The sequence below is a fragment of the Fulvivirga maritima genome (assembly GCF_021389955.1).
Classification (GTDB): domain Bacteria; phylum Bacteroidota; class Bacteroidia; order Cytophagales; family Cyclobacteriaceae; genus Fulvivirga; species Fulvivirga maritima.
Genome location: NZ_CP089980.1, coordinates 5,651,865 through 5,670,103, shown reverse-complemented (window position 1 = coordinate 5,670,103; position 18,239 = coordinate 5,651,865). Strand labels below are relative to the sequence as shown.

Below are 18,239 nucleotides of genomic sequence, written 5' to 3'. Positions count from 1 at the left end.
AAAAAATGAAAATAACAGGATCATTACCTGATTCTTTACAGAAATTCCTCATTAATATTGCCGGAATAGGGCGCTATACAGCGCTTTTTTTCCGGCAAATTTTTAGGGGTCCTCTAGAAATTAGAGAAACTATTAATCAAGCCTACAAGCTAGGCTATCAATCTCTATTTTTGGTTACTACCACAGGCTTTATAATAGGCATGGTAATGACTCTCCAAACTAAACCTACGCTGGAGCAATTTGGTGCAGAGAGCTGGCTGCCGGCTATGGTCTCCATTTCTATCATCAGAGAGATAGGTCCTGTACTTACCGCCTTGGTGTGTGCAGGTAAAGTGGGCTCCGGAATTGGTGCAGAGCTGGGCTCTATGAAAGTTACAGAGCAGATAGATGCTATGACAGTGTCTGGAGCAAATGCCTTTAATTATTTAGTGGTGTCCAGAGTAGTAGCTACCTCACTCATGTTACCCGTACTGGTGTTTTATGCTGATGCTGTCTCATTGATAGGTTCATACGTGGGAGTTAACCTGGAAGGTGATGTAAGCGTGCAGTTGTTTTATCATCAGTCTTTAGAGGCCTTAGTTTTTAGCGATATCATACCTGCAGTGCTAAAAACGTTTTTCTTTGGTTTTGCTATTGGTATTATAGGGTGCTATGAAGGAGTAAATGCCTCAAAAGGTACCACTGGAGTAGGAAATGCCGCTAACAGGGCGGTAGTAGTATCTTCTATGTTTGTTTTTGTTATAGATCTGATGGCCGTGCAACTTACCCAATTGTTTATTTGATATGGAAGAAAAAGCAATATCGGTATCAGGTTTAAAAAAAGCATTTGATGGTAATGCTATCTTAAAAGGAATAGACTTTGATCTTAATAAAGGTGAAAACCTGGTGGTATTAGGCCAAAGCGGTGTAGGCAAATCGGTACTTATTAAATGTATAGTAAAGCTTATAGAACCGGATGAAGGTGATATTCAGGTGTTAGGAACTGACATACGGGCCTTGCATAAAGAAGATGAACTCAATGAATATCGTAGAAGAGTAGGCTTTCTTTTTCAGGGCGGGGCTTTATATGATTCTATGACTGTAGAGGAAAACATGCGATTTCCATTAGAAAGATTGCCTAACAAGCCAGATAAGGATGAAATAGAAAATAGAATAGAAGAGGCACTGGAGAATGTAGGTTTGGAAGATACCAGAAAACAGATGCCTTCTGAGCTGTCTGGGGGAATGAATAAACGAATAGCTCTGGCCAGAACCTTGATTCTGCAACCAGAAATCATGCTTTATGATGAACCCACTACAGGTTTAGACCCTGCTACGGCAAAAGAAATTAGTAATCTCATATTAGAGATGCAAGACAAATATAATATGTCATCAGTTATAATAACACACGATATGAAGTGTGCTCAAATTACAGCTAACAGAATGAAAGTAGTTAAAGATGGCATTTTTGCCTTTGAAGGATCTTATGATGAGTTGAGCAATGATGATGACCCATGGTTAAAGAACTTTTTTGAATGATTTGAACCCGAAAAAATGGAAAAGAACGTAAAAAGGGATATTAGGCTAGGCGTATTTATAGTAATAGGCATAGCGTTTTTTATTGGGATGGTTTATTTTTTAGGGAGCCAGCAGCAGCTCTTTGGAGATAAAGTGCGTATAACCACTACCTTTAAAAATGTAAGTGGTTTGCAACCAGGAAATAATGTGCGTTTTTCGGGCATAAAAGTGGGTACGGTTAAAGATATAGAAATTGCTACTGACTCTACGGTTCGTGCCGTGTTACTCATTAATAAAGAATCAGCTCAGTTTATTAAAGAAGATGCCTTTGCTTCCATAGTGTCTGATGGGCTTATGGGCAATAAAATAGTAAGTATATCGGCTGGTGGAGCACAGTCAAAAAGCATAGCTCAGGATGATGAATTGAAAAGTAAAGAACCAGTAAGCCTTGATGATGTGGTGGCTTCATTTAAGCAAACCTCTGATAATGCACAGGATTTAACGGCTAACCTGCTCACTATTAGTAATCAAATAAAAAATGCAGAAGGTCTGTTAGGTAAAGTGGTTTCAGATACCTCCATGGCTCAAAGAGTTACCTCAATGGTAGCTTCTTTAGAGGAAAGTTCTAAACACGCCGCAGGCATTACACGTGAGGTAGAAAGAGCTGCCTACCAGGTAAATCATGGAAATGGTTTAATAGCCAGAGCACTTTCTGATAGTACTTGGGGAAATCAAATAGACTATACGCTTGATTCCGTCTATGTGGCCGGAGAAAGCATAGCTGTAGCTAGCCGTGAGCTCAAAGAGTTTATGCTTAAGCTTAATAATAGCAAAGGGGCAATTGACAAATTACTCAATGATAGTACTGTAGCTAAGGATCTGGAGCAAACTATAATAAATGTTAAAAAAGGAACAGAAGATCTTGATGAAGTCATGAAGACCGTCAATGATAGCTGGCTGCTTAACCTCTTCTCTAAAAAGGACAAGGATAAGAAGGAAGACGACTAAGCGGCTATATATTGATTAACCTTTTTTACCAGTGTTTCTATATGAAAAGGCTTTGCTAAATAATCTTCCGCACCACTGCGCTTGGCTATGTTGGCAATTTCATTATTTGCAGAAAGTATAACCACCGGGATATGTTTATAGTCGGTGGAATTTTTCAACAATTCTGTGGCTTTCTCTCCACCTAAATCAGGAATCCATAAATCCATTATGATCAGATCAGGGTGATATTTCTCTATTTTTTGGTTTACTTTATTACAGTTGTCAGAAGAAAAAACATCATAACCCTTCCTTTTAAGGATTAAACTAACAAGTTCTACTATATCTGGGTCGTTATCGCAAATTAATACTCTCTTTTTCATTTTCTTTCATCTCTTTTCTAATCATATGCTTATTCAATAATGATGCTATCAATTATAGTTTTAGAAATAATGTTAGTTAGGGAAGCATGAAGTCTCTCGGAATGGCTAATATTGAAAAAGTGTGTAGAAAATCAAATCTATTTTTTATACAATAAAACTACAGGGTAAAGTTTGTGTTATAGTATTGCCCAAAATTGCATTTAACAATTTATGACTAAAGCCAACAATCAGGAGTTATTTATAGTCGGAGTAGGAGCCTCAGCCGGGGGTATAGATGCTCTGTCTAAGTTTTTAGAACATTTACCGGAAGAGGAGGGTACGTGTGAGTTTTCTGTTTTGGTTATTCAGCATGTAAACCCTGATTATCCCAGTGAGCTTACAGGTGTGCTGAGTAAAAAGAGCACCTGGAAGGTAGAAAAAGTAAAAAATGGAACTGTGCCTAAACCAGGGCGGGTGTATGTTACTCCTCATAATTGTGATGTTTTCTTTGAAAAGGGTAAAATCCATCTCGATAAATTATTACGACCAAGAAGAGCAGCTCCCTCTATTGATAAATGCTTTTTTTCCCTGGCTAATGAATATGGAGATAGGTCTATTGGAATAGTTCTTTCTGGCTTTGGTGATGATGGAACTAAAGGGGCAAAGGCTATACGAGATGCCAGCGGCACGGTGATAGTGCAGCACCCACGAACTGCTCAGCAGCCTGATATGCCAAAAGCAGTAATTAGTACCAATGAATATGATAGCATAGTTGCTCCTGCTGATATGTATGATGAGATTGCCCTTTCTATAGCTAATCAAAAGCTGGCAGCTGAGCACGTTGATTATAGTGATAGGCTTGAAAAAATATTTGCTCTTCTGGAAGATAGAACGGGGACTGACTTTACCAAGTATAAGTCTACCACCATAATGAGAAGGCTGGATAAACGAGTGGAGAGCTTAGAGATAGATAATCTGGCTAAATATTATGATTACCTGAAAGAAACACCAGATGAACTAGAAGAGCTTTTTCAAACAGTATTAATTGGTGTAACTGACTTTTTTAGAGACGAAGAATGTTTTGAAGCTTTAAATACCCAGCTCAAAAACCAATTATTGAAAGCGCCTATTAATGAGGCTTTTAGAATATGGTCAGTAGGGTGTGCTACAGGAGAAGAGCCCTATACTATAGCTATTTTACTTCATGAGATTTTAGGAGATGCTATACAAAAAAGAAAGGTACAGATTTTTGCTTCTGATCTGGATGAGAAGGCACTAGCCAAAGCCAGAAGAGGAATGTATAGTGAAAGCAGCCTGGAGAATATGCCGGCTGAAATCATAGAAAAGTATTTCGTGAAAACGGAAAAAGGCTATGAAGTAAAGAAAATATTGAAGCAGATGGTATTGTTTTCTAAGCATGACATTACCATTGATCCGCCTTTTGTAAAGCTAAACTGCATAGTTTGTAGAAACCTTTTAATCTACTTTAACAATGAGCTCCAGAGAGAGACGCTAAAAATATTTCACTATTCACTAAAAAATGATGGCTTACTTTTTCTGGGTAAGTCAGAAAGTGTGAGTGTAATGCAGGAGCTTTTTGATAACCAGGAAGTAAAGCATAAAATATTCAGAAGGGCCGTAGGTAATCCGTTATACCCTTTAATGTTTAGCAAGTTTAAAGGAGATCTCAGGGGTAAAACCAGACCAAAAGATAAGCCTTCTAACCACCTGTCATTAATGGATGTGGCCAAAGAGACTTTGTTTGAATATTATGAAAATCCTTTAGTAATAATAAATGAACATGCTGAGATAAAGCAGATTAGAGGCAGTGTAAGGCTTTATCTGGAAGTGAGCGAAGGCTCCATGAGTGCTAATTTGCTTAAGATGGTAAATCAGGAGATGGCCCTGGAGCTCAATGCACTACTTACTAAAGTGAAGAAGTCTAAAGTAACGGAGGCCAGTAGCATCATTAAATTTCACCTTTTTGAACAGATTCACTATGTAAGGATAAAGATACTGCCATTAGCAGGAAAGAATGTGCCCGGGTATTACATGGTTATTTTCGAGAAAATTAACCCTCAAGGTATTTATAAATATCTGGATAGTGACCTTTCTACAGAGGATTATAGTAGAAATAAAATAGAAGAGTTAGAGCATGAGCTGGCCTCAGCCAGGGAGCACTTGCAAACGCTTACCGAAGAACTTGAATCTTCTTATGAAGAGTTACAGTCATTAAATGAAGAATTGCAATCAGCCAATGAAGAGCTGAAGTCCTCTAATGAGGAGCTTGAAACTTCTAACGAAGAGCTGCAGTCTGCTAACGAGGAGCTCAGCGCCGCTAACAGTGAACTTAGGGTTTCTAATGACAACCTTTTAGATAAGGAAAAGGAACTCATAAATACTAAGGAAGAGCTGGAGCATAATCAGATATTATATCAGGCGGTAACTGATAACCTGCCTAATGGCACCATAGGAGTGCTGAATAAGGATCTGGTCTTAGAGTTTGTAGGAGGGCAGGGGCTAAGCCTCGCTAACCTTAAGCGTGAAGATTATGTGGGTAAAAAGCATATGTTTTATAACCCTGACGAAGAAACGAAAGCGCGACTGTGGGAAGTTTTTAGGGAAACTTTTTCTAAAGGTATACAGAGGCAAACTACCTTTAAGTATAATGATTTAGAATATATTCTTACCGCTATCCCTTTAAAGAAAGGGGGTAAGGTAGAAAGAATCATGTACCTCTCTCAGGATATAACTAGGATTAAGAACTTAAGTGACCAGGTGCAGGAGTTTAGTGAACGTTTTAAAATAATTGCTGACCTTACCCCGGCTTTGATTTGGATTTATGATTTGGATGAAAAATTCAATTACTTTAATCAAGAGTGGAGGTCGTTTACAGGAGCTGAAGATAAAGACCTTAAGGGGCTGAGGTGGCACAAGTTTATACAAGAAGAAAATAGAGGAGAATATACTTCAACACTAAGAACAGCGCTTAAAAAATAAAAAAGGATTTAATGTAGAGTATTGCCTTTATAATGCTGTGGAAGATAATTATAGGTGGGTATTAGATAAAGGAGTACCTCGTTTTGATGCCAATGGTAACTTCCTGGGCTTCATAGGTGCTGCGGTAGACATCAATGATCAGAAAGTATTAGAAAGGAAAAAGGATGAATTTCTCAATGTAGCCAGCCATGAATTAAAAACGCCGCTGACTTCGGTAAATGCTTATGTGCAGCTGATAGAAGAGCGTTTTGAAGAAGATAAAGTTGAGGGTGATGTAAAGAACTATATAAGTAAAGCATCCAGATCTCTAGGTAAACTCAATCAGCTGATTTCTGATTTATTAGATGTAAGTAGGCTGGAGGCAGATAAGGTCAGAATTGATTTTCATAAGCTCAATTTTGATCAGTTAATAAGAAACACGGTAGATAATTTTATGCCTACTACTGATCATACCATAGTAGTAAAAGGGAAAACGGACAAGTTTGTTACGGGAGATGAACCTCGATTGGAACAGGTAATATTGAATTTCTTATCTAACGCTGTTAAGTTTTCTCCTATTGATAAAGAAATTATAGTGGCACTAAATACTGATGATCAAAGTGTATGGGTAGAAGTTCAGGACCAGGGAATAGGGATAGATAAGAATAAAATGCACAAGATATTCGATCGTTTCTATCAGGTAGATGAAGCTAACCACACTGGAGGAATCGGCCTTGGATTATATATTAGCAAAGAGATTATACAAAGGCACTGGGGTGATATTTTTATAGACAGTGAGGGTGTCAATAAAGGCACTACCATTGGCTTCCGGTTGGATGCTCTGGAGCAAAAAGTAAGCATAAGAACCTTTCTGTTTTGAATAATGGAAAGGTTCTTAGTAAATACCTTTTCTTATATTCATGCATTTTTTAAACATAAATATCAGAGAAGTTAGGGTAAATTCTTTTCTCCACCAATTCGTCATGTTCAGAGAAAATCCATACCTCAGAAGGTAGGTTGGTTTTAGCAATCCCGATGGTGGTATTAAGCACAGTGTTGAAATCTTCATCACGGTAAATACTCTCTCTGCTGTGGTTTTCTGTTACTTTCCAGGCAGATCCACATCTTTTGATACAATAGGCTAGTCTTGAATTATTCATGGTAGTAGCGGTTTAAGTTATTGTTCAATGGTGCATAGCTCTAATATTTCTTGTTTTAAACTGTCTTCTAAAAAGTCGGTAGAAGTAAAATCAATATGCTTATTAAGTACTTTTAGCGTAGCCACTATGGCTGCACTCGCTGTGATCTTGTCTTGCCATAAGCCAGGGTAGCGATTGCTACACATGGCTATTTCGGTTATATGGTCTATTTTTTTTATTGGTTTACCTGGCGGACATATTTTCCAGTTTTGAATATAAATGACTTTTAAAGGGTTAGATAACTGCGTTATGAACTGAGCAGACTCATGATAGGTGAAACTGTTCCTTAGCGTGTGTAAAACCAACGCTAGCAGCTTACCTGCTTTAGCATTACTGCCAAAGTTTAAGTCTTTATCGAGTTCTTTAATGCATCCTTTGTCCACCATGGCTAGTTTATCATAATTTAACTCCATAGTCTGTTTTTGGTCTTTAATAAAAAAGATAAAATATAGAGCTAGCCGATACAGCTTGTATATATTACGTTTCTTTCAATCGTTTGCATAAATAACTATATACTTGAATTTACGCAAAATGAGGTTAAAAAACCTGTTTTTATTAAAAAATACGCATATATACCTATAGTTTAAACAAAGGCGCTCAACCCGGTGATAGCTCTTCCCACTATAAGAGAATTGATTTGTTTAGTGCCTTCATAAGAATATACTGCCTCGGCATCTGCTACAAAACGAGCCACGTTATATTCCAGTAGAATACCGTTTCCACCCATTATCTCCCTTGCCTGACTTACAATCTCCCTGGTGTGTAGGGTACACGTTACTTTGGCCAAAGAGGCTTGCTCATCAGTCATAGTGCCGGCATCTTGCAGCTGAGATAGTCGGAAAACTAAAGTTTGCATGCTGGTAAGGTTGCTGAGCATTTTCACTAGCAGGTCTTGCACCAGCTGAAAAGAGGCTATAGGTTTGCCAAACTGTTTACGGTTAGTGGCATATTTCAAGGCATTTTCATACGCACCAATGGCACAGCCCACTGCTTGCCAGGCTACTCCAGCACGTGTCATTTTCAGTACCTTGGCGGTATCTTTAAATGAATTAGCCTCTTGCAGACGATTGGCTTCAGAAACCTTACAGTTTTTAAGGGTAATCACTGCATTCTGAACGGTACGCAGAGCCATTTTGTCTTCAATTTTTTCAGGGTGAAATCCTGGAGTGTCTTTCTCTACTATAAAGCCTTTAACTTGCTTATCATCTACATCTTGAGCCCAAATAATAGTGATGTCTGAGAAAGTGGCATTACCTATCCATTTCTTTTGTCCGTTAAGCACCCAGGTGTCACCTTCTCGCTTGGCAGTGGTGGTGAGCCCACCAGCTACGGCAGAGCCAACTAAGGGTTCGGTAAGGCCGAAGGCACCTATGGTTTCCATGCGTTGCATTTTAGGTAGCCAGTAGTCTTTTTGCTCCTGAGAGCCGCAAAAGTAAATAGACCCCATAGCCAAGCCAGCTTGTACGCCAAAAAAGGTGCTTATAGAAGTGTCAATACGAGCCATTTCCATGGATATAAGACCTTCTAATAAGTATGACTGATTGCTGTTGCCTACACCATCAAAGGTAAGACCACAGATGTTGAGGGCAGCCATTTTAGGAATTAACTCATGAGGAAATTCGCCCTTTTTCCAATATTCATTGGCTATAGGTTCTACTTCCTCTTCCATAAACTTACGCACCTTTAAGCGTATCTCTTTTTCCTCTTCAGTAAGCAGACTGTTCAGCTCATAAAAGTCAGAGTTAACTTCTGGTATTTTGTGTTCTTTATTGCCGGCTTTAAGGGCACGCATAAGGTTATACATTTCTACCTGATCCATTTTAGAAATGGAGGTAAATATTTCCTTAAGGTCTATATGTTTACTAATCTCTTTAAGTTTCTGTAGGTCCAGACCTTTCAGCATATCTAGCAGGCCTGCTTGTTCTTTCTCGCTCATTTATTCAATAGGGTTAGTTTATATTACTAAGAACAAGGCACTAAGTGTCATGTTCAGATAAAACAAAAGCCCGGGATTAGCCGGGCTTTTATTCGTGTGGTTGTTGGTCTATTAGTGTTAATCTTTTTGTAACGAAAGATTATTAATAGTAATATAAACTCTGTGCCAAATTGATAAACTTCTTTTTTGCTGGTATAGAACAGATTTATACTTTAAACCTGTGGAAATACTTAGTCAACAAACTGTAGAAAGGGTATGAATTTACCCACAGTTTAGTTGATTAACGAACTTCCATAGCTTCCTGTTTCAATACTTTTGTCAAAGGTAGTATTTACTGTTTTAAAATAAGATACTCCCATGATAGAACATAGCTTGTAAAGCCGGTTTTTTTTTATTCCTTACCTCATCCAGGTGCATCTTCACCTTGTTCTTGTTGGAATTAGTCTGGTAAAGCTTTTCCAGCTTTTCTTCTTCTGCCGTTAACAAATCAATCTGATTTATTAACATCTCTTCAGGTCCCATCGTGTTTGCCATAGAATATTAAATTTAAGGTGTTAATAAAAAAATTAAGAAACAGGTGTAGCTCTGTTTTTTTCATCGTCTACTTTCTGTTGTTCTTTTTTATATGAACGAATTTCATTTAAGTCGCCCTCTATTTCACGTTTTTGTGTATTAAGAATATCAGCTAGTTCCTGAGGAAAGTCTTTTCCTGACAGTACTTTTTCATATTCATTTAATGCATGTTTTTCTCCCTTTTCACATTCGTCCAAAATAATATTACCATTAAATTTTTTTGGAGCACTTTTAATATCCATCCATACCTTATGCAAGTCGGAGGATAGGCCACTTTTTACGTCCTCTATTTTGCTTTCTTTCATTAAAGCCTCAGCAAATTGCTTTCTTTTCAATGCCTTGTTATTTAAAAAGGTGCTGAGTAGTCCATCATTTGCATGGCTGGCAGCAGTTCTATAGCCTTCATTAGCTTCTACATTTACTTGTATCAGCTTTTTCAAATTTTTATTCTCTTCAGTCATATCAGTAGCAGGTTATAGGAAAGCAGTTACAGTCCACAGCCTTCCTTTAATTTACTGTTTTTTTAAACTTTTCTGGCAAAATGCATGATTAATGATATAACCAGCAGTACTAGAAATATGTAAAATATGATCTTAGCTATAGCAGCAGCACCTGCAGCTATACCGCCAAAACCTAGTACCGCAGCCACTAAAGCCACTATAAGAAAAATTACAATCCATCGTAACATAATATTTTTGATTTAGGTGATAAATTAATTTATACCTACAAAGAGAAATATCATGCCAGTGGTTAGAAGGCTTTTAATACACTTTTTTTATTTTTATTGGGGATTATATTATACGTAGACGGGAATTTATTCTATGAAATTTAATTCTCGGTAGGAATTTTATCTTCGCAGTCAGGGCATATGCTGGATTTGGTTTTCAACTCATGTACAGTGCCGAATATCTTTCTGTTAATAAGGGCATCATACCAGCCATCTTTAAAATTTACTCTGCCACAAACTGCGCATCTTTTCTGTTCAGCGTTAGCATCTTCTTTTAAAAGCAACTTCGGCCGTATTTTTTCAGATTTAATCAGGTCATGCTCTATGTGGAAAAGATCATCATTTTCTTTAGAGACCATCATACGCATAAACTGAGCCTTGTGCGGGCCATCACATCGATAATGTAAAACATAGGGCTTTTCTGTAACGTTGACGCGTGTTATCATAGCATCTAAAAACATTCTTATCTGATCTCCCTTAATAAAACTGGTGATGTATTTACCCTTTATAGAATTACCAGATAGCTCGTCTGCTTTGTTTTTATTAGCCAAAACATCCCAAGATTCGTCTGCATCTACAATCTTTCTATCTGCATTTATCCAAATAGATGCCATAAATTTTTTTTAGTATAAGACAATATTCATATTTGTTTGTTAAACAATTTATGAAGTGAAGTTATTAACTGTAAAGTAACTTTTTTGTTTGGGTCTTTATAACTGAGAAAATCATTGGATAAGAAAAATACTGTAGAGTACCTGGTGGCGATAGGCGCCTCTGCAGGAGGGTTAGCTCCCTTGCAAGAACTTGTAGAGTCATTACCAGAGCGGTTGGATAACGTGGCCATTATTGTGGCTCAGCACCTGAGCCCAGAGTATAAAAGTATGTTAACTGAAATTATAAGCAGAAAAACTATACTTAATACTACGGCCATAGAGGACGGGGTACAGTTGGAGCCCAATCATATTTATGTAACGCCTCCTAACTGTGATGCCATCATTAAGGATACTCATCTGGAGATTACTAATGTTTCGGCTCATGGACCAAGGCCAAGTATTGATAAATTATTTACTTCCATGGCTCAGTCATATGGCAAAAAGGCTATAGGTATTATTTTATCAGGTACAGGGCAAGACGGAAGCCAAGGAGTAGTGGCTCTAAAAAAGGCCGGCGGACTTACAATCAGTCAGGATTTAGAAAGCTCCAAATACTCAGGTATGCCCCAGGCAGCTATGACTACCGGCATGATAGACGTAGTGCTGCCTCCTTCAGAAATAGGAGGGAATTTACTTAATCTCATTAAGAATAAACCTTTTACTAAAACTTATCAGAAAGAAGAAGAGCAGGAAGATGACTTTGAGGCTAGCGATGATATAAGTACCATACTACATTTGCTAGAAGCTAAAATGGGTACAGATTTTAGCAATTATAAAGAATCTACTATTGTAAGAAGACTGGAAAAAAGACTTCATGATAAAGGATTTGTCAGCGTAGAGAAATACCTTAACTACATTAGAGATAATGAAGGGGAGTTAGAAGAGTTTTTTAAGTACCTGCTCATAGGTGTAACTTCATTTTTTAGAGATGAAGAGGCATTTAAAGTGCTGAAAAGTGAGATAGAAAAACGCATTAAATCTAAAGATAAGCGAGAGCGATTTAGGGTATGGGTTCCTGGCTGCGCCACCGGCGAGGAGAGTGTAAGTCTTGCTATTATGATCAATGAGATTCTCGTTGAAACTAATCGTTATGATATTAAATTACAGATTTTTGCTACCGATATTAATGCTAACGCACTTAGAGATGCTAGAGCCGGTGTTTATAAGAAAGAAAAATTAGAAAACTTACCTGAAAAGCTTTTAAATAAGTATTTTGAGAAGTCTGGTGAGAATTATGAACTCATGCGAGATATAAAACAGACTATTCTCTATACCAAGCATGATCTTACCAGTAACCCACCATTTTTAAGACTTGACTTGGTGAGTTGCCGAAACCTTTTTATTTACTTTAACCAGAGGCTTCAAAACCATATATTTCCGATATTTCAATACGCACTTTTGCCTGGCGGGCTGTTGTTTTTAGGCAAGTCTGAGACGGTAGGTAACTATAAAAATATTTTCAGTACAGTTAATGCTAAGTATCGAATCTTCTCACGTAAGGAGCGTACTTCTTTAAAGCCGCTTAAGCTACCTAGCACTAAGCCCCTTAGTGTAGATAAAAAAATATCAGCTACCAGAAACCTGAAGAATGAATCTCTTTCTATCCATGAAATGGTGAAAGAGACCGTTTATAATACTTTTGAGAGTCCATATGTTATCATAGATGAGAATATGGATATCATAGAGATATCAGGGGATACAAATGAGTTCCTTAAAATTAGGCCGGGACTGGCTAATATGAACCTGCTACGGCTTATTACTGAAGATTTACAGATAGTTACGCGCTCTCTGGTTACAGAAGCCGTTAAGTCTATGAAAATAGCCAGGGGAGAGGTGCGCAGGTACACTATCGGCGATCAAAAGCACCTGGCCAGACTCATTGTAAAGCCTTTGATTTATTCTAAGCCAGGGCATCCTTATTTTATGGTTATATTCGAGTCTTTTGATATAGTGGAGCCATTCTTCTCATCTACTAGCGAGGAGTTGGAAGATGCCCATATGAATGCTCAGCATGTGCAGGAGCTAGAGTATGAGCTCATCAGTAACAAGCAACACATGAATACTTTAGTGGAGGAGCTTGAGACAACCAATGAAGAGCTGCAAGCCTTAAATGAAGAGCTACAGTCTTCTAATGAAGAATTACAGGCTTCTAATGAAGAGTTAGAGACCTCTAATGAAGAGCTGCAAGCTACTAATGAAGAACTGGAGAATGCTTATGTAGATTTGAGAGTAGCTTCTCAAAAACTTACTCGCCAAAAGCAGATGATGGAGCAGATAGCCATGGCCTCTCCAGATTTAATAGCTGTGCTTACGGGTGATGATCTTATTTTTGAATATGTGAATCCTAGCTACCAGAGCTTATTTCCTAACAGGAAGCTGGAAGGCCGTTCTATGAGTATTGCTAATGAGGAGTTTATGAAATTAGGCTTTTTGGGTTCTATACGAGAAGTTCAGCAGACTGGTAAAGCATTTCATATGAAGGAGGTGGAGTATACCCTTAATCCTACTAACAAAAAGAATAGTAAAAAATCGAAATACTTTAATTTTTCCTTTGCACCACTTGCTTCTGAGGATAGTTCCACTCCTGATATAGTAGTTTATGGAGTAGATGTGACCGAACCTGTAAAACACAGAAAAGTGGCAGAAGATAGCGCCAAGTTCTTCAAGACGCTGGCAGAGTCTATGCCTCAAAAAATATGGACTTTAGATGATAAAGGACATATTGTTTACATGAACAATACATTGAAAACCTATTTAAATCTTAAAGACGATAACTACAGCAATGCAGATTTAGATAAATGTATTCACTCAGAAGACTTAGACAAGGTTAAAGCTGCCTGGCAAGAGGCTGTAGATAAAAAGACGGCCTATACTATTCAATATCGCTTATATGACAGTAAGCAGAACTACCATTGGCATTTGGTAAGAATAACACCATTACTAAAAGGAGATGGTAGCTTAAGGGTATGGATATGTACCGCCACAGATATTCATGAGCAAAAAACTATTGAAGCTAAGAAAGATGAATTCATGGGTATAGCTAGTCATGAATTAAAAACTCCACTTACTACTGCTAAGGCGTATATGGAGCTTTTAAAAGAGCTTATTGCAGATGATGATATAGACCTTGGCACGGTGAGAATCTATACGGATAAAGCGCTGGGAGGCATGAAGAAACTCAGTTCTTTGGTAGGAGACCTGCTGGATGTGACTAGAATACAAACAGGTAAGCTTCAATTTGAACAAAGTGAGGTAGACTTCGATTCTGTTGTAGAAGAAGCCATTGAAATATCAACGCCACTTTCTAATCAGCATGATATACTATTTGAAGGGGATAAAACCGGGAAAAAAGTAAACGGCAACGCCGAAAAGCTGGAACAAGTTATGGTCAACCTGATTAGCAATGCTATTAAATACTCAGCTAATGCAAATAAAGTGTTGATTAGCACTTCTGTAGAAGGTGATAAAATACGATTTAAAGTAAAAGATTTTGGAAACGGTATACCTTCACAATATCAATCTAAGATTTTTGAAAGGTTTTACCGGGTTCAGGAAAAAAGTGATTTTGCTTCTGGTTTGGGTATTGGGCTCTATATCTCTAAACAGATAATAGAGGCTCATGACGGTACCATTGGAGTAAAAAGTAAAGAAGGGGAAGGTAGTGAATTTTTTGTGGAACTACCGATTGTATAATAATTAAGCGTTAAGTAGATGAAGAAAACAGTTTTGATCTGTGATGATGATAAAGATATACTGGAACTATGTACTTTTATTTTAAATAAGGACTATGTTGTAAAAACATCTCCGCATGTTATGAACATTGTAGAGCTGGTAAGAGAAATTAGGCCAGACATTATATTAATGGATCTTTGGATACCGGATATTGGTGGTGAACAGGCGGTAAACCTGCTCAAAAAAGAAGATGGTACTCAGGAGATACCTATCATACTATTTTCAGCTAACGATGAAATAGAGAAAATAGCGAAGAAGGTCAAGGCTAATGGTGTAATAAGGAAACCATTTTCAGTTAAAAAATTAAAGGAACATATATCTTCTATTCTTAATTAAGCTGATTAGAAAGCATAACAAAGTACTCAAATGTTTTTTTTGCTCCACTAAGAATGTCAGCTTCCTTATCCTTATTTTGAGAATAATAATTACTAAGTGTCACTATAAATGTTTTCCAGTTAGAGCTGGTATTTTCTCCGTAGTAAGAGAGAAAATTGAAAATATTTTTACCTTCAAAGGCCTTGTTTTTCATAAGGTTCTTTAAAATAATATTACCTCCAAGGGTTGATCCTTCTGTAACATATAAAGCCCCAATGGTTTCTGCGGTATTAAGCTCAGGGAAGGGCTCATCAGGCAGATCTATAGAAGGGCTGTCCATATTACTAAGGTCTTTTACTATCAGGTGAGCTTTCTTTCTGTTAGCCAGGTCAAGAGGAGCGAGACTCTCTAGTTCACTGATGTTCTGTGCTGCCTGTTCTACATTTAAATTAAGCCAGTAGTTTCTAACGAGCATGGTCTCATACTGCTCTAAAGTAAGCGTGCCATTATATATTTCCCTTACATAGTTTTTCTGTTCTGACAGCGTATGTAGCTCGGCAGTTCCCTTTTTCAGAAGTTCGGCAATCATAAATCTTCGGCCAAATTGTTAAGTAATTCTCTAAGATCTTTTAATGAAAATGGCTTTTCTATAAAACCATCCAGCTCTTGTTCTTCAGCGATCTGGCTGATGTTATGCGCGCCAGATAAGGCATATACTTTATAGTCAGCTTTGAGCTCGCTAGCCATTTTTACACCATCAGCCACACCCCAGTTGATATCCATAAATATAACATGTATATCGTGCTTCTCAGACTTGTTTTTAAACTCACCAGGGGTTAAGCATGGGTAAACATTATATCCTTGTTGTTCACCTATTAGTTTGATGAGATCGCAGGTGTCTTGATCATCATCGCATACAGCAATGCTTAGTATCTCCTCCTCTTTATTCATTCTATATTCTAACTGTTTATCAAACTGATTTTTTTGGAAATGAAATATAGAAAGTAGATCCTTCATTAGGTAAACTTTCTATCCATATTTTACCTTGGTGTTTATCCATAATTCTCTTTACTATTGTCATTCCCACTCCATTCCCTTCGTAGCCTTCCTCATCAGTAAGTCTTAGAAAATTTGGAATACCTTTCCGATATGTTGCATATCTATACCTATTCCATTATCCGTAATAACATAAATTACTTCTTCTGCCTTATCTTCTCCGGAAATTTCTACAATAGACTTGTTTTTCTTTTTAGAGTATTTTACAGCATTGGAGAGTAAATTACTAAAAACCTGACCTACCATAATTTCATCTCCATATATATCAGGTAATGAACCTAATTTAAATTCAATAATCTGATCCTTATAAGAAGTTTTTAAATCATCCATTACCTGGGGCAATAGTTCATCTACTTTTACGGTTGTAAAGGAAGTCTCTATTTTACCAATTTTAGAATAATTTAATACCGCTTTTATCAGGTCCGTCATGCGGTCGGCATTTTTTAATATTTTTCCTACCATATCTTTGGCAGTATCATCAAAAAGTTCGGCTTTTTCTTCAAGCAGAATCTCTGAATATACTTTTACCGCAGTGAGCGGTGTTCTAAGGTCATGAGATACGGTGTAACTGAAAGCGTCAAGTTCTTTATAGGCCTCTTCCAGCTGGTCATGCAGCTTTCTTATTTCATTGGCCTTTTTAATAATTACTTGCAGTACATCTTCTCTCAGTTTTACTACCGCGCTTATATTAGCGTTAGTCCAAGGCTCTGATTTGTGTTTCATAATCTGAGCCCACTTCTCGAAAGACTGTCTGGGAGAAACAGTAGCCGCGGAGCCTTCACCTTGCATGGTAATGGCTTTATCCGGATTTCCACCCCAATAAATGGTTTGTAAGGCTTCACCCTTGAACCATAGCAAATATTCACCGAACCCTGAAGATAACCGGGCAGCGATAAGCCCCGAAGCAGATTCTTTATATGCTGATGCCTTTGGGTATTTTGCTGAAAGTTCATCAGTTATAAAAATGTCTTCTACTTCATTTTCATTTAGCCACTCTACCAAGTCTTGGATCTCCTCCTCTGAAGGAGTTTTGCCCAATTTGCATATTTTATTCTCTGCACATACGGCTGCGCCAGAGCAGTCTATGAGCTCATTTAGTTTGTTTTTATGAGCGGTAAGACCTTCTACTATGCTGTATTCTTTTAGCGTCCATCCAGCCAGTAATGAACCGATTTTTCTACTCTTTTCTAGCTCCTCATTCTCTTTATCCATCAGGTGCAACTGAAGGGCAGATGAAAATAGCTGTCCCATAAACTGACAGGTTTGCCTGAGCTTGAAATCTACAAACTTGGGGGAGGTGTGGTGACAAGCTATCATTCCCCAAAGCTTATCATTTATAAGTAAACTAATAGTTAAAGAAGCACCAACCCCCATATTTTTAAGGTACTGTATATGCATGGGAGAGGAGCTCCGTAATGAAGAGAAAGAAAGGTCAGTATAATCAGTTTCATCTTCAGCTATAGCAGGGTAGAGTTCTACCGGCTCAGAGTTTACATCATGAATAAACCTTACAGGATTGGCTGTAAATAGCTTTCTGGCCTGAGCTGGGATGTCAGAAGCAGGATAGTGCAAGCCATAATAAGCCTCCATATGTTTTTCCTTAGATTCTGCTACCACCTCACCATGCCAGTCAGGGTGAAATTTATAAATCATCACTCTGTCGTAGCCAGTTGTTTTTTTAATTTCCTGCGCAGTCTGGCATAACAGACTGTTAACATCAGCACTATTATGTATTTTACTCATAGCCGCTCCCAGAAAATACTGCATATTATAATCAGTATTCTCCATGGTTTGAGGCTCAAACTCCATAATATAGTTATCTTTCCAGGAGTGAATGAGTAGATTATACCGCTTCTGGTTTGGTAATATAAGCGTATTAGGGTGTGGCTGAATATTATCAATAGAAAGGTGTAAGGTAGACATTACCTCAAGCAGACCATCTATTTTAGTGTCAGCAACAGATTTTCCAATAAGGTCTAAGTGACTTATATTGAGAAGCTGATCTACATTTTTACTAGCTTGTATTATTTTAAACCCTGCCTTCTTCACCGTAAGGAAAAAGCCTACATCTTGTATCTTTCCTATGATGTGAATTGGCTCTTTTTCACAATTTTCCAGGCTCGGTGATGTACTATCTGTCATAAGTTTGCTAATATATGCGAAAGTGGATAAGATAGCCAATATTAGTAGTGTAAATATACCTATCTATCTGTTTTAAATTAACAA

At 37.6% G+C, this 18,239-nt stretch carries 19 protein-coding genes; 7 read left to right on the top strand and 12 right to left on the bottom strand.

Annotated elements, in window-relative coordinates:
* The first annotated feature begins 5 nt into the window (after positions 1 to 5).
* Genes LVD15_RS23820 through LVD15_RS23810 form a run of 3 tightly spaced genes read left to right on the top strand, consistent with a single transcriptional unit; the run spans position 6 to position 2,505 of the window.
* Positions 6 to 782 (top strand): MlaE family ABC transporter permease, encoded by a 777-nt coding sequence (locus LVD15_RS23820; RefSeq protein WP_233777682.1) that lies wholly within the window; start codon positions 6 to 8, stop codon positions 780 to 782.
* 1 nt (position 783) lies between these two features.
* Positions 784 to 1,518: an ABC transporter ATP-binding protein gene (locus LVD15_RS23815; protein WP_233777681.1), complete on the top strand. Its 735-nt coding sequence runs from the start codon at positions 784 to 786 to the stop codon at positions 1,516 to 1,518.
* A 15-nt stretch (positions 1,519 to 1,533) separates the two neighbouring features.
* Positions 1,534 to 2,505, top strand: a complete 972-nt coding sequence (locus tag LVD15_RS23810; protein WP_233777680.1) for an MlaD family protein — start codon at positions 1,534 to 1,536, stop codon at positions 2,503 to 2,505.
* Here the strand turns inward: LVD15_RS23810 and LVD15_RS23805 are convergent.
* Complete coding sequence (locus tag LVD15_RS23805) at positions 2,502 to 2,864, bottom strand: response regulator (protein ID WP_233777679.1); 363 nt, start codon at positions 2,862 to 2,864, stop codon at positions 2,502 to 2,504. The genes LVD15_RS23810 and LVD15_RS23805 overlap by 4 nt on opposite strands.
* Positions 2,865 to 3,074: 210 nt before the next feature.
* Between LVD15_RS23805 and LVD15_RS23800 the strand changes: the two genes are divergently transcribed.
* Both LVD15_RS23800 and LVD15_RS23795 read left to right on the top strand, forming a co-directional pair.
* Positions 3,075 to 5,843: a CheR family methyltransferase gene (locus LVD15_RS23800; protein WP_233777678.1), complete on the top strand. Its 2,769-nt coding sequence runs from the start codon at positions 3,075 to 3,077 to the stop codon at positions 5,841 to 5,843.
* A gap of 37 nt (positions 5,844 to 5,880) precedes the next feature.
* Positions 5,881 to 6,702: a sensor histidine kinase gene (locus LVD15_RS23795; protein ID WP_233777677.1), complete on the top strand. Its 822-nt coding sequence runs from the start codon at positions 5,881 to 5,883 to the stop codon at positions 6,700 to 6,702.
* Positions 6,703 to 6,751: 49 nt separating this feature from the next.
* On the opposite strand, the gene LVD15_RS23790 is transcribed toward LVD15_RS23795, so the two are convergent.
* The 7 genes from LVD15_RS23790 to LVD15_RS23760 all read right to left on the bottom strand — a co-directional run bounded on the left by LVD15_RS23790 (position 6,752) and on the right by LVD15_RS23760 (position 10,871).
* Complete coding sequence (locus LVD15_RS23790; protein ID WP_233777676.1) at positions 6,752 to 6,982, bottom strand: hypothetical protein; 231 nt, start codon at positions 6,980 to 6,982, stop codon at positions 6,752 to 6,754.
* 17 nt (positions 6,983 to 6,999) lie between these two features.
* The gene (locus LVD15_RS23785) at positions 7,000 to 7,434 is read right to left on the bottom strand and encodes a DUF2267 domain-containing protein (RefSeq protein ID WP_233777675.1); all 435 of its coding nucleotides are present in this window, start codon (positions 7,432 to 7,434) and stop codon (positions 7,000 to 7,002) included.
* Positions 7,435 to 7,604: 170 nt separating this feature from the next.
* Positions 7,605 to 8,957, bottom strand: a complete 1,353-nt coding sequence (locus LVD15_RS23780) for an acyl-CoA dehydrogenase family protein (RefSeq protein WP_233777674.1) — start codon at positions 8,955 to 8,957, stop codon at positions 7,605 to 7,607.
* A gap of 339 nt (positions 8,958 to 9,296) precedes the next feature.
* Positions 9,297 to 9,491: a hypothetical protein gene (locus LVD15_RS23775; protein WP_233777673.1), complete on the bottom strand. Its 195-nt coding sequence runs from the start codon at positions 9,489 to 9,491 to the stop codon at positions 9,297 to 9,299.
* Positions 9,492 to 9,523: 32 nt separating this feature from the next.
* Positions 9,524 to 9,991: a PA2169 family four-helix-bundle protein gene (locus tag LVD15_RS23770; protein WP_233777672.1), complete on the bottom strand. Its 468-nt coding sequence runs from the start codon at positions 9,989 to 9,991 to the stop codon at positions 9,524 to 9,526.
* Positions 9,992 to 10,053: 62 nt separating this feature from the next.
* Positions 10,054 to 10,218 carry a DUF1328 family protein gene (locus tag LVD15_RS23765; protein WP_233777671.1) on the bottom strand — a complete coding sequence of 55 codons (165 nt, stop codon included), beginning with the start codon at positions 10,216 to 10,218 and terminating at the stop codon, positions 10,054 to 10,056.
* Between the two features lie 140 nt (positions 10,219 to 10,358).
* Positions 10,359 to 10,871 carry a hypothetical protein gene (locus tag LVD15_RS23760; protein WP_233777670.1) on the bottom strand — a complete coding sequence of 171 codons (513 nt, stop codon included), beginning with the start codon at positions 10,869 to 10,871 and terminating at the stop codon, positions 10,359 to 10,361.
* 114 nt (positions 10,872 to 10,985) lie between these two features.
* Here LVD15_RS23760 and LVD15_RS23755 point away from each other — a divergent pair, with 114 nt between their 5' ends.
* Both LVD15_RS23755 and LVD15_RS23750 read left to right on the top strand, forming a co-directional pair.
* Positions 10,986 to 14,603: a chemotaxis protein CheB gene (locus LVD15_RS23755; protein WP_233777669.1), complete on the top strand. Its 3,618-nt coding sequence runs from the start codon at positions 10,986 to 10,988 to the stop codon at positions 14,601 to 14,603.
* A gap of 18 nt (positions 14,604 to 14,621) precedes the next feature.
* Positions 14,622 to 14,978 carry a response regulator gene (locus LVD15_RS23750; protein WP_233777668.1) on the top strand — a complete coding sequence of 119 codons (357 nt, stop codon included), beginning with the start codon at positions 14,622 to 14,624 and terminating at the stop codon, positions 14,976 to 14,978.
* On the opposite strand, the gene LVD15_RS23745 is transcribed toward LVD15_RS23750, so the two are convergent.
* From LVD15_RS23745 to LVD15_RS23735, 4 genes are read right to left on the bottom strand one after another with little or no spacing between them, the layout of a single operon-like run.
* Positions 14,971 to 15,546 (bottom strand): biliverdin-producing heme oxygenase, encoded by a 576-nt coding sequence (locus tag LVD15_RS23745; protein WP_233777667.1) that lies wholly within the window; start codon positions 15,544 to 15,546, stop codon positions 14,971 to 14,973. The genes LVD15_RS23750 and LVD15_RS23745 overlap by 8 nt on opposite strands.
* Positions 15,543 to 15,974, bottom strand: coding sequence for a response regulator (locus LVD15_RS23740; protein WP_233777666.1), 432 nt, complete (start codon positions 15,972 to 15,974; stop codon positions 15,543 to 15,545). Before LVD15_RS23740 ends, LVD15_RS23745 begins: the two co-directional genes overlap by 4 nt.
* Positions 15,928 to 16,038, bottom strand: a complete 111-nt coding sequence (locus LVD15_RS27365; protein WP_370687381.1) for an ATP-binding protein — start codon at positions 16,036 to 16,038, stop codon at positions 15,928 to 15,930. Before LVD15_RS27365 ends, LVD15_RS23740 begins: the two co-directional genes overlap by 47 nt.
* A gap of 41 nt (positions 16,039 to 16,079) precedes the next feature.
* The gene (locus LVD15_RS23735; protein ID WP_255763329.1) at positions 16,080 to 18,155 is read right to left on the bottom strand and encodes a histidine kinase dimerization/phospho-acceptor domain-containing protein; all 2,076 of its coding nucleotides are present in this window, start codon (positions 18,153 to 18,155) and stop codon (positions 16,080 to 16,082) included.
* Positions 18,156 to 18,239: the final 84 nt, after the last annotated feature.